Raw genomic sequence first — 14447 nt, forward strand, 5'->3', positions numbered from 1 at the left:
AAATCGGCAGGATTGGATGAGCATACTGATCGCCCCACATGAAACCCGTTGCCCCCGGAACCGTCATTTTTCACCGCCATCGCGGCTATGGCGTCATTACCCACGTCAACCTGCTGACCGGCTGGATTTCTGCACGTTTCGGCAACGAAGCGCGTCCGCTCGACCTCAATTTGTCGACCGATGACGTGCAGCACGCCGATGGCGAAGCGATCCGCTTCCGCCGCTCGCCGCCGGACCGCATGCCGCACGCGCGCCTGATGGCGATGGTGCGCGACCTGCACATGGCCGGCTATGAAAGGCTGTACCTGCATTCCTGGCCCAAGGCGTCCGGCCTGCACTGGCGCTGGCACCTGTTCACCGGCCAGCGCGACTGGATGCAGCGCCCCTGGCGCGAAGGCTGGTACGGTTCGGGCGCCGACTACAACGGCAATCCGGTGATGGGTTGGGGCGACGCCCCGGGCGCCACCACCGAGGAATTGATCCACGCGCTGGCCAAGTTCGACCCCGAAGGCCTGGCGCGCGCGCTCGGCCGCGACGAAGACCACACCGCCTGGTTCGCCGGCGTGTGCGATGCCTTGTTGCCGGGTTATATGTACAGCTTCGACATGGCGCCATCGAAAGACGGCGGCCTGATCGAGATGCCGCCGGTGCCCGTGGTGCCGGTGCGCGCCGGCTTGCCGGCCTATGCCGGGCCGGCGATTTCCTGGCCACCGGGCTGGGCCGGTTTGTGGACCCGCCGCCACGAGATGCCGATGCGCAAGCCGAATTTCACGGGCGAACCGGAGCTGGGATAAGGCATCGTCCAGTTGAACGCGTGGACAGCGGATGCATCACCGCGTCAATGCTTCCGGATTCAGAATATTGGTCGGCGTCCCGTTGGCAAAATTGACCACGTTCTCGAACGCCGCCCGGAAATACATCTCGTAACTGTCCTTCTCGACATATCCCAGGTGCGGCGTTGCCAGCACCACCGGCATCTTCAACAGGTCGGCCTCGGCCGGCAAAGGCTCGCTGGTGAACACATCCAGCGCCGCCTGCCCCGGCCGTCCCCGCTGCAGCGCCGCTTCCAGCGCACCGTCGGCCACCAGTTCGGCCCGGCTCGTGTTCACGAACAGCGCATCCGGTTTCATGCGCGCCAGGTCGGCCGCGGTGACGATGCCGCGCGTGGCATCGGCCAGGCGCAGGTGCAGGCTGAGCACGTCGGCGTCTGCGAAGAAGGCTTCGCGCGACGGCGCCGCGATAAACCCATCGGCCTCGGCCGCTGCCCGGCTCCCGTCGCTGCCCCACACCATCACCCGCATTCCGAACACCTTGCCGTACCCGGCCAGCAGACGTCCGATCTTGCCGTAACCCCAAATCCCCAGGGTACGTCCACGCAGCACCCGTCCCAGCCCGTTCAACTCGGGGTTGATCGATGCCGTCTGCCACAAGCCATCCTTCAGGTTGTTTGCGTACGGGACGATACGGCGCGACGCCGCCATGATCAGCGTCCAGGTCAGCTCGGCCGGGGCCACCGGCGAACCGACGCCTTCGGCTATCGCGATGCCGCGCTCGCTCGCCGCGGCCACGTCGACGTGGCCGGACACCTTGCCGGTCTGCGAGATCAGTTTCAGGTTCGGCAGTTTCGCCAGCAAGGCGCGCGACAGGGCGGTGCGCTCGCGGATCAGGACCAGGGCATCGAAGGGCGCCAGGCGGATCGCCATCTGGCCGAGTCCGCGTACGCTGTGCTGGAACACCTTGACCTCATGCCCATCCAATAATTTGAAACAGTCTAGCTTGCGGACCGCATCCTGGTAATCGTCGAGAATCGCTATTTTCATGGGAGTTCGCTGAAGTTTGTGTGTTGGACGTAATGAAATGACAGGATCTGAAACGGCAAAAATAGCCTACTACATTAGTCAACCAAAATTCCTACATTTTTGTTGTTGAAGCATTTGAAACGCATCGGCGCGGGTGTAGAATCGTCCAGAAATAAGAGACCGCGATGTCTGATTGATATCTTTTGCGGCCAGTACGATAGACGTCCATCGTCCGCATCGCGAACCCGCAGGGCAGCCGCGTCCGGACGAGACAACAGGGACCGCGAAACGCGGCAGCGCGCACCGCCGGACCGCATCGCCATGACGGAAGCGGACGCGCCCGGGTTTCGGAGTCGCCAAGATTTCTTTATTGGCATTGGAGTACCTCATGAATCAACCCATCATGCACGGCGTCGCCGCTCTGAACGTCCCAGCTTACATCAAGCATAACAAGCTCATCAATTGGGTGGCCGAGATCGCGGCCCTCACCAAACCCGACGCCATCTACTGGTGCGACGGCTCCGAAGAAGAATACGACCGCCTCTGCGCCCAGATGGTCGAGGCAGGCACGATGAAGCGCCTGAACCCCGAAAAACGCCCGAATTCCTATCTCGCCTGCTCCGACCCGAGCGACGTCGCCCGCGTCGAAGACCGCACCTTCATCTGCTCCGCTACCAAAGAGCAGGCCGGCCCGACCAACAACTGGACCGATCCGCAGGAAATGCGCCAGACCCTGCACGGCCTGTTCGACGGCTGCATGGCCGGCCGCACCCTGTACGTGGTGCCGTTCTCGATGGGGCCGCTGGGCTCGCCGATCGCCCACATCGGCGTCGAACTGTCTGATTCGCCCTATGTCGCCGTCAACATGCGCATCATGACCCGCATGGGCCGCGCCGTGTACGACGTGCTGGGGTCCGATGGCGACTTCGTGCCCTGCGTGCACAGCGTCGGCATGCCGCTTGCCGCCGGCCAGCAGGACGTGCGCTGGCCATGCAATGCCACCAAGTACATCGTCCACTACCCGGAAACGCGCGAGATCTGGTCGTTCGGCTCGGGCTACGGCGGCAATGCGCTGCTCGGCAAAAAGTGCTTTGCGCTGCGCATCGCCTCCAACATGGGTTACCAGGAAGCGCAACAGGGCGGCACCGGCTGGCTGGCCGAACACATGCTGATCCTGGGCGTCGAATCGCCGCAGGGCGAAAAGCAGTACGTGGCGGCCGCCTTCCCCTCGGCCTGCGGCAAGACCAATTTCGCGATGCTGATCCCGCCCGCCGGTTTCGAAGGCTGGAAAGTCACCACCATCGGCGACGACATCGCCTGGATCAAGCCGGGCGCCGACGGCAAGCTGGTTGCGATCAACCCGGAAGCCGGCTATTTCGGCGTGGCCCCGGGCACCAACGAGAAAACCAATGCCAACTGCATGGCGTCGCTGCGTGAAAACGTCATCTTCACCAACGTCGCGCTGACCGACGACGGCGACGTCTGGTGGGAAGGCATGACCAAGGAAGCCCCGGCGCACCTGATCGACTGGCAAGGCAAGGACTGGACCCCGGCGTCCGGCACCAAGGCCGCGCACCCGAACGCGCGCTTCACGGTAGCCGCGACCCAGAACCCGGTGATCGACCCGGCCTGGGACGATCCGGCCGGCGTGCCGATCTCGGCCTTCATCTTCGGTGGCCGCCGCTCGACCACGGTGCCGCTGGTGACCGAGGCGCGCGACTGGACCGAAGGCGTGTACATGGCCGCGACCATGGGTTCGGAAACCACGGCCGCCGCTGCCGGCCAGCAGGGCGTGGTGCGCCGCGATCCGTACGCGATGCTGCCCTTCATCGGCTACAACATGAGCGATTACTTCCAGCACTGGCTGGACCTCGGCAAGAAAGTACAGGCCAAGAATCCGGCCGCGCTGCCGAAGATCTTCTGCGTCAACTGGTTCCGCACCGACGACGCCGGCAACTTCGTGTGGCCGGGCTATGGCGACAACATGCGCGTGCTGAAGTGGATCCTCGACCGCGTCCAGGGCCAGGCCGGCGGCGTCGAGCACATCTTCGGCACCACGCCGTCGTACGGCGACCTGACCTGGACCGGCATCGACTTCAGCCCGGAAGCCTTCCAGCGCATCACCTCGATCGACAAGGATGCCTGGCGCGACGAACTCAAGCTGCACACCGAACTCTTCGATAAATTGGCGCATGGATTGCCTCAGGAACTGGTGGCAACCAAGCGTGCGCTGGAGGAAAGGTTGTCCAGCTAAAATGTTTCTGTCGGAGAAGTAGGAACGTCTAACAGGAGCTTCAGGGCAAGGCGTATCGTCGAAGACAGTACGATAGTACGGCGAGACGATACAACGCAGCCATGAAGGTTCTGTTAGCGTTCCAGGCGGGGAGACGACGGCTGCGGCAAATGATCGCAGCCGCGAATATCAAGAAGAAGAACGAAGAAGGGACGGGCTTTCGCCTGTCCCTTTTTTCATTTCATCGCCAGGTCACATTGCATCGGAATAATGCGCGTCACTCGATGTTCAATATTCTGGAGCAAGCATGCTGCGCACGTCCCAATCCCGTACTGCCCATACTATTTCACGTCACGCCATTGCCGGCGCCATCCTGGTGCTGCTGTCCGCTTGCGGCGGCAGCAACGACGGTCCCGACCTGACGCCAGTCAGCGTCGCCCCGGCCGCGCCGGCCGACCAGGGTGCAGCCGATACGGCGCCGGTGCCGCAGGTCACCGCCTTCGTCGACAGCGCCGCCAGCAACCAGCGCGGCGACGCCCGCTACGCGACCCTGGCCACGAATGCCGGCGTGCGCGTGCTGGGCGGCATGCTCAACGTCTGGAAACCCTTGACCGAGATCGTCGATGCCGACGTCAGCGCGCCCGCGCTGGACGGCTTCCCGGCCGTGGTCAAATCGAGCTGGACCGGCGTGCCGAACGACGGCAGCAACGGCGGCACCATTGCCAACGCCGCCGTGCACAGCGCCAACATCGACTACGTGGTCAAGGCCACCGGCAGCCGCACTGCGGCGCAGGGCCTGCAAGCCTACCTCGACGACCGCCGCAACAAGGGCTACAGCGTGACCGAAGGCATGGGTCCGCTGACCGACGCCTGGCGCAGCGCCAGCCGCGCAACGACCACCATCACCAACGTGCCGGCCGACGCCACTACCGTCAAATACGACGACGGCGGCAACAACAACGGCGTCGGCGGCGATGCCAATGCCGACTTCGGCAAGGTGGTCGACTTCGTCAATGCGATGGGCGGCAACGGGTCGACCGAACCGGCCAAGCGCTTCTACAAATACGCGCGTCCCTACCGCTGGAGCAGCCAGGTCGTGGTGCTGCCGGCGCTGGTGCCGGCCAAGAGCCCGACCCCGGTCAGCGACGGCGGCTTCCCCAGCGGCCACGCGGCCGAGGCGACCCGCAACGCGGTCGGCATGGCCTACGTGCTGCCCGAGCGCTACCAGGAACTGGTCGGCCGCGGCCTGGAACTGGGCGAAAGCCGCATCCTGGCCGGCATGCACTCGCCGCTGGACGTGATGGGCGGCCGTGTGCAGGCGCAGGCCGTCGCCGCCGCCAACATCATCGCCGCCGGCGTCACCACCCGTGCCGCCACCGTGACCCAGGCCCATACGACGCTCATCAAGCTGACCAACACCACGGCGGACACCTTCGCGGCGTATGCCGTGTCGGGCACCGCCGCCAACGACCGTTTCGCCGACTACGCTGCCAGCAAGGCCAACTACGTGCGCCGCATGACTTATGGTTTGCCGCAGACCGGCGCCACCAATGCGCCGGCCGTGGTGCCGAAAGGCGCCGAAGTGCTGCTCGAAACCCGCCTGCCTTACCTGAGCGATGCCCAGCGCCGCGTGGTGCTGAAAACCACGGCGATCGCGTCCGGCTATCCGGTGCTGGACGATGCCGAAGGCTGGGGCCGCCTGAACCTGTTCGCCGCCGCCGACGGCTACGCCGCCTTCAGCGGCAACGTGGTGCTGAACATGGATGGGAGCAAAGGCGGCTTCAACGCGTCGGACCGCTGGCGCAACGACATCGGCGGCAGCGGCAAGCTGGTCAAGCAGGGCAGCGGCACCCTGAAACTGGGCGGCAACAACAGCTGGACCGGCGGCGCCCAGGTGGAAGCCGGTACGCTCGAGGCGCTGTCAGCGACGGCCTTCGGCAGCGGCGACGTATATGTGGGCGCCGGCGCCACCGTGGCCAGCAGCGCCCCGGCGCCGGTGACCGTGGGCGGCAACTACACCCAGCTCGACAAGGGCACGCTCCAGATCACGCTGGGCGCCGCGAATGCCGGCACCCTCAGCGTGAAGGGCACCGCGACCATCGTCGGCGGCACCCTGCGCCTGAAGTTCGCGAACGGCTTCAAGCCGAGCGTCGGCACGTCGTACCAGGTGGTCAGCGCAGGCGCGCGCAAGGGCGTGTTCACCGGCGTGAGCGCCGATGGCTACAAGGCGTCGCTCGAGTACAGCAATACCGGCGTGGCGGTGCATATCGACGGCTGATCTGCCACCCGCGCAGGCAGCGGGGCTCGATGAAACGGCCGGCATGCGATGCCGGCCGTTTTGTTTTACTTCGCAGTATTTATCCTTTATTCTTGTGCGAAATGAATTGTTAGCGCAAACATTCATTTGGAGACAATCGACGCCCATAAAGGATAACAAGCATGCGATCACGTCGTACCCTGCTCGGCAGCGCCCTGGCGCTGGTTTTCGCTTCCACCCTGAATGTCCCGGCGCTGGCGGCCGATAACGCCGCCCGCCGCATTCCCATCGACCTCAACGCGCCCACGGTGGCGCGCGACCGCTTCGCCGACCTCTCGGTCGGTTCCGACTTCCCCGGCACCCTGATCCGCGACGACAGCCTGGCCCAGATCAAGACCGCGAAAGAGGAACTGGGCTTCCGCTACATCCGCTTCCACGGCATCTTCCACGACGTGCTGGGCACCTACAAGGTCGTCGGCGGCAAGCCGGTCTACGACTGGACCAGGATCGATTATTTGTACGACAAGCTGCTCGCCATGGGCATCAAGCCCTTCGTCGAACTGGGCTTCACGCCGGAAGCGATGAAGACCTCGGATAACAGCATCTTCTACTGGAAGGGCAACACCTCGCACCCGGACCACGCCCAGTGGGCGCCACTGGTCGACGCCTTCGTGCGGCACCTGCAGCAGCGCTACGGCCGGGACGAGGTGCGCACCTGGTTCTTCGAGGTGTGGAACGAGCCGAACCTGGACGGTTTCTGGGAAAAGGCCGACCAGCCGGCATACTTCGCGCTGTACGATCTGACCGCGCGCACCATCAAGGCGATCGATCCGCAGCTGCGCGTGGGCGGGCCGTCGACCGCGGGCGCGGCCTGGGTGCCGGAATTCCTGGCGCATACGCAGAAGAGCGGGGCGGCGGTCGACTTCATCACCACCCACACCTATGGCGTGGACGGCGGCTTCCTCGACGAGAACGGCAAGGGCGACACCAAGCTGTCGGCGTCCGACGACGCCATCGTCGGCGACGTGCGCAAGGTGCGGCGCGAAATCGAGGCCTCCTACCTGCCCAAGCTGCCGCTGTACTTCACCGAATGGAGCACCAGCTACACGCCGCGCGACCCGGTGCACGATTCGTACGTGAGCGCGCCCTACATCCTGAGCAAGCTGAAAGGCAGCGAAGGCCAGTTGCAGGGGATGAGCTACTGGACCTATTCCGATCTGTTCGAGGAGCCGGGTCCGCCGACCGCGCCCTTCGAGGGCGGCTTCGGCCTGATGAACCCGCAGGGCATCCGCAAGCCGGCCTGGTTCGCCTACAAATACCTGCACCAGCTGGGCGAGCAGGAAGTCAGGACGCCGGATGCGCAGTCCTGGGTCGCGCGCGACGCCAAGGGCGGGGTGCAGGTACTGGCCTGGGACTTCCAGAAGCCGGACCAGGGCAACAAGAGCAACCGGCCCTACTACACGACGGTGCAGCCGACGCGCGACGGCACCCCGCTGGCGCTGGAGCTGAAGGGGATGAAGCCGGGCACCTACACGATGCAGGTGTACCGCACCGGCTTCAAGGCCAACGATGCGCACACCACTTGGCTGGAGATGGGCAAGCCCAAGAGCCTCACTCAGTCGCAGGTCGCGCAGCTGCAGGCGCTGACCGTGGACAAGCCGGAGACGCGCCAGGTAAAGGTGGCGGCGAACGGCACGGCAAGCGTGCAGGTGCCGATGCGGGTCAACGATGTGGTGCTGGTGAAGATCGCAGCGAAGCCGTGAGACCGGGTCAGCTCCACTGCATCAGGCAAGGCGGCACCAGCAGCAGCAGGGCCAGCACCAGGTAGATCAGCTGCAGCGGAATCATCCACTTGGCCCAGGTCAGCCAGGGCACGCGCGCCAGGGCCAGCACGCCGACCGTGATGCCCGAGGTCGGCAGCATCGGCGTCGACAGCTCGCCGAGCTGGAAGGCGAGGATCGCGGTCTGGCGCGTCACGCCGACCAGGTCGGCCAGCGGCGCCATGATCGGCATGGTCAGCGCGGCCTGGCCGGTGCCCGAGTGGATGAAGAAGTTGATCACCGACTGGATCAGGTACATCTTCTGGGCCGCGAATACCGGGTGGCTCGACTGCACTAGCGGCATCAGGCCATGCAGCATGGTGTCGATGATGTGGGCGTCGCGCGCGATGATCATGGTGGCGCGCGCGATTGCGATCACCAGCGCGGTCGGCGCCAGGTCCTTCACGCCCTGCATGAAGGCGGCCACCCAGTCGTCGGTGCCGAGGCGCGCCACCAGGCCGGCGACGATCGCCATCGCCAGGAACAGGGCGGCGATCTCGTCGACGAACCAGTCGAATTTCACGACGCCGATCACCATCGCGCCCAGCGACAGCGCGAAGATCGCCAGCACCGCGACATGGCGCCCGCGCATGCGCTCATGCGGATGCTGCATGGAGAGTCCGGCCGGCTGTTCCTTGCGCTTGGCCTGGTCGAGGATGAAGGTCGGGCTGAGCGTCGGCGTGCGCTTGACCCGCGCCGCGTACCACATCAGGAAGGCGATCGTCACCGCGGTCACCGTCACCCATACGATCAGGCGGTAGCCCATCCCCGAAAACACCGGCACCCCGGCGATGCCCTGCGCGATGCCGACGTTGAACGGATTCAGAAAGGCGGCGCCGAAGCCGGCCTGCGAGCCGAGAAAGGGGATCGACACGCCGGTCACGGTGTCGTAGCCGAGCGCCAGCGCCAGCGGCACGAAGATCAGCACGAACGGAATCGACTCCTCGTTCATGCCGAAGGTGGCGCCGCCGAGCGAGAAAAGGGTGACGAAGACCGGGATCAGGGTGGCGCGGATCAGCGGCGAGTGCGCATGCGCCCTGGCGACCGAGCGGATCGCGGTATCGATCGCTTCGGTCTTCTGGATCACGGCAAAGGCGCCGCCGACGATCAGCACGAAGCCGATGATCTGCGCCGCTTCGACGAAGCCCTTGATCGGCGCCTTCATCAGCGCCACCAGGCCCTGCGGGCTGCTGGCCACGTAGTGGAAGGACGCCGGGTCGATCAGCTGCTTGCCGTTCACCAGGTGGGTCTCGTACTTCCCGCCCGGGATCAGCCAGGTGGCCAGCGCAATCAGCGCCAGGATCGCGAACAGCAGGACGAAGGTATTGGGCAGGCGCAGGCGCATGGTTACAGACTCACTGGCTTAATAGGGAACCGCTACGGAAGGGCGTGGCGCCGGCCAGCTTGCAGACCTGCATGCCGCGCAGCAGGTGGCGGTGCGCGGTAGAGGCGAACAGCAGCCCGCCGCGCTGCGCACGCAGCGTGGTGGTGGCGCCGCTGACCGGGTTGACGATGTCGGCGACCGCTTCGCCGGCCAGCACCTGGTCGCCCAGCGCCTTGAGGAACACCAGCACCCCCGACTGCGGCGCATATACAGGCTCGACGCCTTCGAGCGGGGTCGCCGCGCACAGGGCATCGGGTGCCGCCGCCGGCGGCAGGTCGAGCACGCCCTCGCGCGCCAGGTACTGCAGCAGCGCCTGCGCATCGCGCTCGGCGTAGTCGTAGCGCACGTCCATCTCGCCGCGCAGCTCCACCGTGATGGCAGCGCAGGCCGGTGGAATCGGGATCTCCGGACCGAAGTGGTCGGCCAGGTCCCACCACAGGCGGCTGCAGGCTTCGTCGAAGGGTTCGCCGCCGGAGGCGCCGGACAGCAGCAGGGCGCGCGCCCCGAGCAGGGCGGCCAGCGGCTCGGCGCGCGCGGCCAGCGCGGTGCCGGCGTACATGTGCAGCAGCGCTTCGTTGTCGCAGTGGAGGTCGAGCACGACGTCGGCGTCGATCGCCATCGACAGCAGCGTTTTCTTGAGGACCGCGGTGGCGCCGTTTGCATCCCAGCGGGCGACCGCGGCGCGTGCCTCGGCGCGGATGACGGCGACGTTCTGCGCCGCGTCGCTGCCCAGGCGGCCGGCCAGGGTGGCCGCCAGTTCGCCGGCGACGTGCAGGAAGTCGCGGTTGAAATTGATGCCGGTGCCGAGGTCGAAGCGCCCGAACGGCGTGCCCTGGATCAGCTGCGACAGGCCGATCGGGTTCGCGGCCGGTACCAGGATCACCTCGCCGTGGATGCGCCCTTCGGCATCCAGCCGTTCGAGTTCGCGCCTCAGGACGTGGGCCACCAGCATGGCCGGCACCTCGTCGGCGTGCAGCGAGGCCTGGATGTACGCCTTTTTGCCGCGGCCGGGGTTGCCGTAATGGCAGGACGTCAACCGGTAGGCGGCGATGCCGGGTTCGTCTGCAATCGGATGGGTTTGTATAGGCATGTTGCAGTCTCCGGACGCCGGTCGATGGCTTTGTTCGATCGATTATGTATGAATTTTTACACAAGGTAAATCGATGAAGGATTATTTTCAGAATCTTGTTGAGTTCTTGAATGCAACTAGATTAGAGTAAAAAAGCTAATTTTTCATCCAAGGCGACGATGACCCCTGCTGCCTCCTCCAGCGCTGCCACGCCCGACATCGGCTTTGCCGAGTCCGGGCTCGGCCAGGCCCTGCGGCACATGCTGGCCGAGGGATCGGCGTCGAATCGCGCGATCGCCGACTACCTGCTGCGCAACCAGGTGCGCGTGACCGCGCTCGGCGTCGAGGAACTGGCCGAGGCCTGCGCGGTGTCGACCGCCACCATCAGCCGCTTCGCGCGCGACCTCGGTTTCAGGAACTACGCGGCGATGCGCGGCGCGGTGGCCGAGACGCTGCAATCGGTACTGCAGCCGGTCGAGAAGCTGCGCTCCACGATCGCACGCCGCGCCGTCCAATCCCCGGCACTGGAAAGCCTGGGCTATGCCGAGGCAGCCATCACCGCCACCAGCGCCGCGCTGGCCGGCGACCGGATCGACCGTATCGGCGCCATGCTCACCAAGGCGCGCGCGGTGTACGTGCTCGGCTTCGGCCTGTCCTCGTTCCTGGCGGGGGCGCTGGCGATGCATTTGCAGCCGTTCTGCCGCCATGTGATCGACGTCGCCGTCGGCGGCGGCACCGAGGTCGCCGCCAGCCACCTGGCCACCATCACCGCCAAGGACGTGCTGGTCGTGATCTCGCTGCCGCGCTACACGCTGGATGCGGTGTCGCTGACCCGCTTCGCGCGCGACAGCGGCGCCACCATCGTGTCCATCACCGATTCGCCCGCGTCCCCGCTGGCGGCGCTCGGACACCACGTGCTGTACGCGCACAGCACGCATCCGGTGCTGCCCAGCAGCTCGAGCGCTGCGCTGGCGGTCATCGAAGCGCTGGCGGTATCGCTGATGACTTCCAATAAAGCCAATGTCGCCAAGGCGGCGCGCCATACCGGGGCGATTGCCGCCTACCTGGTTGGCGAACACCAGATCCGCAGCACCCATAAACGCGCCACCAACAAAAAATCCTGAGTCACCCACCGAGAGAGGGAGCATTGCATATGAAGCAGATGTCGAAGACCGTCCTGGCGTCGGCCGTGGCCGCCGCGCTGGGCCTGATGGGCCAGTCCGCCTGGGCGCAGGAAGCACCGAAAATGCAGCGCGTCGAGATCACCGGCTCGTCGATCAAGCGCATCGACAGCGAGACCGCGCTGCCCGTGCAGCTGATCACGCGCGAGGACATCGACAAGATGGGCGCCACCACCGCCGCCGAACTGGTCAAGAACATCAGCGCCAACACCGCGCCGCTGACCGACGGCCCGAGCATCTCGGACAGCACTTCCGGCCAGCGCGGCTTCAACGGCGCCAACATGCGCGGCATCGGCGTGTCGTCGACGCTGATCCTGCTGAACGGCCGCCGCCTGGCCAACTTCGCGTCGCCCGGCGACAACGCCGGCGTCGACCTGAACAACATCCCGGCCGGCGCGATCCAGCGCGTCGAGGTGCTGAAGGACGGCGCCTCCGCGATCTACGGCACCGACGCCATCGGCGGCGTGATCAACTTCATCACGCGCAAGGATTACACCGGCGTGGACGTGGCCGCCTCCGCCGCCGGGACCGAGCAGGGCGGCGCCGGCAAGCGCACCGCCAGCATCAGCGCCGGCACCGGCAGCCTGACGGACGACCGCTTCAACGTGTTCGGCGTGCTCGACGTGCAGCAGCTGGATCGCATGCGCTCCAGCCAGCGCAGCTTCATCCGCGACCGTCCGCTGGCCACCACGCTGCCGGCGCAGATGTCGAGCAACACCTTCCCGGCGAATATCGACATCTCGGCCGCCCAGCGCAATGCCCTGATCGGCGCCGGCCTGCTGCCCGCCGGCAGCCGGGTCAGCCGGGTCAACCCGAGCGCACCGGACTGCAACCCGCCCGCCACCGTGTATGCCGAAAAGGGACCGGGCGGCGCGGCCGGCTGCAGCTACGACTACATGGAAGACACCGAGATCTATCCGGAGTCGCGCAAGATCGGCTTCATCGGCCGCGCCACCTTCCAGCTGGATCCGGACAACCAGCTGTTCGCGGAACTGGTGCAGACCCAGGCCCGCACCAAGTATGTGCTGTCGCCGAATCCGGTCCGCATCCGCAACCTGCCGGTCAGCATCCTGCCGACGGCCTACCGCAACGCGCTGACCGGTCCCGGCCTGCCCGATACCTTCAGCGGCATCCGCTACCGCATGGCCGAAGCCGGCAACCGCAGCAACGAAGTGACCAGCACCGGCCAGCGCCTGGTGCTGGGCGCCAGCGGCACCCTGCGGGGCTGGGACTACGACGTCGCCGTGTCGCGCGCCGAGAACCGCGCCAACGACAAGTACGTGAACGGCTACGTCCTGTACGACCAGTTCGACGCGGCAGTGCGCAACGGCACCGTCAATCCGTTTGCGCCGTCGTCGCAGGCCGGCCAGGACCTGATCGACGGCATCCGCATCAACGACGAGGCGCGCAAGGCCAAGGGCGTGTCGACTTCGCTCGACGGCAAGATGTCGCGCTCCTTGACGACGCTGGCCGGCGGCGACCTGGCACTGGCCGTCGGCGGCGAGCTGCGCCACGAGCGCCAGCAGTTCAATCCGTCGGACCTGCTCCGTTCGAACAACATCGCCGGCGACCGCGACAGCACGCTGGCACCGGGCCAGCTGGCCGACGTCGAGACGCTCGACGATGCGCGCAAGGTGGCCTCGGTGTTCACCGAGGTGATCGCACCGCTGACCAAGGAACTCGAGATGCAGTTCGCGCTGCGCTACGACCACTACAGCGAAGTCGGCAACACGACCAACCCGAAGATCGGGGTACGCTGGCAGCCGACCAAGTCGCTGCTGCTGCGCGGCTCGGCCGGCACCGGCTTCCGCGCGCCTTCGCTGTCCGACCTGAAGCGCCCGACCATCTTCGGCACCTCGGCCGGCATCCTGACCGACCCGCAGTGCGTGCGCCAGGAAGGCAGCATCGACACTTGCACCGACCAGTGGAACGTCGAGCGCCGCTCGAACCCGGATCTGAAGCCGGAGAAATCGCGCCAGTTCACGCTCGGCGCCGTGGTCGAACTGGACAAGCGCACCAATTTCTCGATCGACTACTGGAACATCGAGAAGAAGGACGTGATCAGCACGCTGGGCGAGCAGGTCATCATCGAGAATCCCGACGCCTACAACGGCAAGTACATCCAGCGCGACGAAGACGGTTTCATTTCCAACATCCTGCTGATGAAGGAAAACCAGGGCCGCCTGAAGACGTCCGGCATCGACCTCGGCGCCGACTGGCACAGCGAGCGCGGCGCCTGGGGACGGCTCGGCCTCAGCCTGTCCGGCACCTACATCCTGCGCTATGATCGCCAGTTCGGTCCGGACGAACCCTACCGCACCAACCTCGGCGTGTTCCTGAACGACCAGGTGATCCAGCGCTGGCGCCACCGCATCAGCCTGGATTGGGATGCGGGTCCCTACAGCCTGACCCTGGCGAACCAGTACTCGTCCGGCTACACCGACCAGAACACGACCTACGACCCGTACACCGACGCGCTGCTGCCGCCGAACCACGTGAAGTCGTACTCGCTGTGGGACCTGACCGGCAGCTGGGCGATCAATAAACAGTTGAAGCTGCGCGCCGGCGTGCTGAACCTGCTGAACACCGATCCGCCGTTCTCGAACCAGGCATATTTCTTCCTGGCCGGGTACGACCCGAGCTACACCGATCCGCGCGGCCGCAGCGCCTTCGTGAGCGTGAACTACTCGTTCAAGTGATGGGC

At 65.9% G+C, this 14447-nt stretch carries 9 protein-coding genes; 6 read left to right on the forward strand and 3 right to left on the reverse strand.

The genetic code is table 11. From position 1 onward, the window contains the following. Positions 1–38: 38 nt before the first annotated feature. Positions 39–794 carry an L-asparaginase gene (locus FBX97_RS22745; RefSeq protein ID WP_141836863.1) on the forward strand — a complete coding sequence of 252 codons (756 nt, stop codon included), beginning with the start codon at positions 39–41 and terminating at the stop codon, positions 792–794. A gap of 36 nt (positions 795–830) precedes the next feature. On the opposite strand, the gene FBX97_RS22750 is transcribed toward FBX97_RS22745, so the two are convergent. After that, the gene (locus FBX97_RS22750; protein WP_141836864.1) at positions 831–1820 is read right to left on the reverse strand and encodes a D-2-hydroxyacid dehydrogenase family protein; all 990 of its coding nucleotides are present in this window, start codon (positions 1818–1820) and stop codon (positions 831–833) included. 367 nt (positions 1821–2187) lie between these two features. Here FBX97_RS22750 and FBX97_RS22755 point away from each other — a divergent pair, with 367 nt between their 5' ends. The 3 genes from FBX97_RS22755 to FBX97_RS22765 all read left to right on the forward strand — a co-directional run bounded on the left by FBX97_RS22755 (position 2188) and on the right by FBX97_RS22765 (position 8052). Continuing rightward, positions 2188–4053, forward strand: a complete 1866-nt coding sequence (locus FBX97_RS22755; RefSeq protein ID WP_141836866.1) for a phosphoenolpyruvate carboxykinase (GTP) — start codon at positions 2188–2190, stop codon at positions 4051–4053. 286 nt (positions 4054–4339) lie between these two features. After that, positions 4340–6310 (forward strand): phosphatase PAP2 family protein, encoded by a 1971-nt coding sequence (locus tag FBX97_RS22760; protein WP_141836868.1) that lies wholly within the window; start codon positions 4340–4342, stop codon positions 6308–6310. Positions 6311–6471: 161 nt separating this feature from the next. Next, the gene (locus tag FBX97_RS22765) at positions 6472–8052 is read left to right on the forward strand and encodes a beta-xylosidase (RefSeq protein WP_141836870.1); all 1581 of its coding nucleotides are present in this window, start codon (positions 6472–6474) and stop codon (positions 8050–8052) included. A gap of 7 nt (positions 8053–8059) precedes the next feature. On the opposite strand, the gene FBX97_RS22770 is transcribed toward FBX97_RS22765, so the two are convergent. Further along, on the reverse strand, positions 8060–9454 hold the full coding sequence (locus FBX97_RS22770) for a YfcC family protein (protein ID WP_141836872.1): 1395 nt from the start codon (positions 9452–9454) through the stop codon (positions 8060–8062). A 10-nt stretch (positions 9455–9464) separates the two neighbouring features. Continuing rightward, complete coding sequence (locus FBX97_RS22775) at positions 9465–10583, reverse strand: succinylglutamate desuccinylase/aspartoacylase family protein (RefSeq protein WP_141836874.1); 1119 nt, start codon at positions 10581–10583, stop codon at positions 9465–9467. A gap of 158 nt (positions 10584–10741) precedes the next feature. On the opposite strand from FBX97_RS22775, the gene FBX97_RS22780 reads away from it, so the two are divergent. Beyond that, positions 10742–11686: a MurR/RpiR family transcriptional regulator gene (locus FBX97_RS22780; protein ID WP_141836875.1), complete on the forward strand. Its 945-nt coding sequence runs from the start codon at positions 10742–10744 to the stop codon at positions 11684–11686. A gap of 29 nt (positions 11687–11715) precedes the next feature. After that, the gene (locus FBX97_RS22785) at positions 11716–14442 is read left to right on the forward strand and encodes a TonB-dependent receptor (RefSeq protein ID WP_141836877.1); all 2727 of its coding nucleotides are present in this window, start codon (positions 11716–11718) and stop codon (positions 14440–14442) included. Positions 14443–14447: the final 5 nt, after the last annotated feature.

The organism is Herbaspirillum sp. SJZ107 (assembly GCF_006715485.1).
Classification (GTDB): domain Bacteria; phylum Pseudomonadota; class Gammaproteobacteria; order Burkholderiales; family Burkholderiaceae_D; genus Telluria.

Coding starts and splice junctions, on each gene's coding strand:
- FBX97_RS22745 (WP_141836863.1), top strand. CDS start 39: ATGAAACCCGTTGCCCCCGGAACCGTCATTTTTCACCGCCATCGCGGC.
- FBX97_RS22750 (WP_141836864.1), bottom strand. CDS start 1,820: ATGAAAATAGCGATTCTCGACGATTACCAGGATGCGGTCCGCAAGCTA.
- FBX97_RS22755 (WP_141836866.1), top strand. CDS start 2,188: ATGAATCAACCCATCATGCACGGCGTCGCCGCTCTGAACGTCCCAGCT.
- FBX97_RS22760 (WP_141836868.1), top strand. CDS start 4,340: ATGCTGCGCACGTCCCAATCCCGTACTGCCCATACTATTTCACGTCAC.
- FBX97_RS22765 (WP_141836870.1), top strand. CDS start 6,472: ATGCGATCACGTCGTACCCTGCTCGGCAGCGCCCTGGCGCTGGTTTTC.
- FBX97_RS22770 (WP_141836872.1), bottom strand. CDS start 9,454: ATGCGCCTGCGCCTGCCCAATACCTTCGTCCTGCTGTTCGCGATCCTG.
- FBX97_RS22775 (WP_141836874.1), bottom strand. CDS start 10,583: ATGCCTATACAAACCCATCCGATTGCAGACGAACCCGGCATCGCCGCC.
- FBX97_RS22780 (WP_141836875.1), top strand. CDS start 10,742: ATGACCCCTGCTGCCTCCTCCAGCGCTGCCACGCCCGACATCGGCTTT.
- FBX97_RS22785 (WP_141836877.1), top strand. CDS start 11,716: ATGAAGCAGATGTCGAAGACCGTCCTGGCGTCGGCCGTGGCCGCCGCG.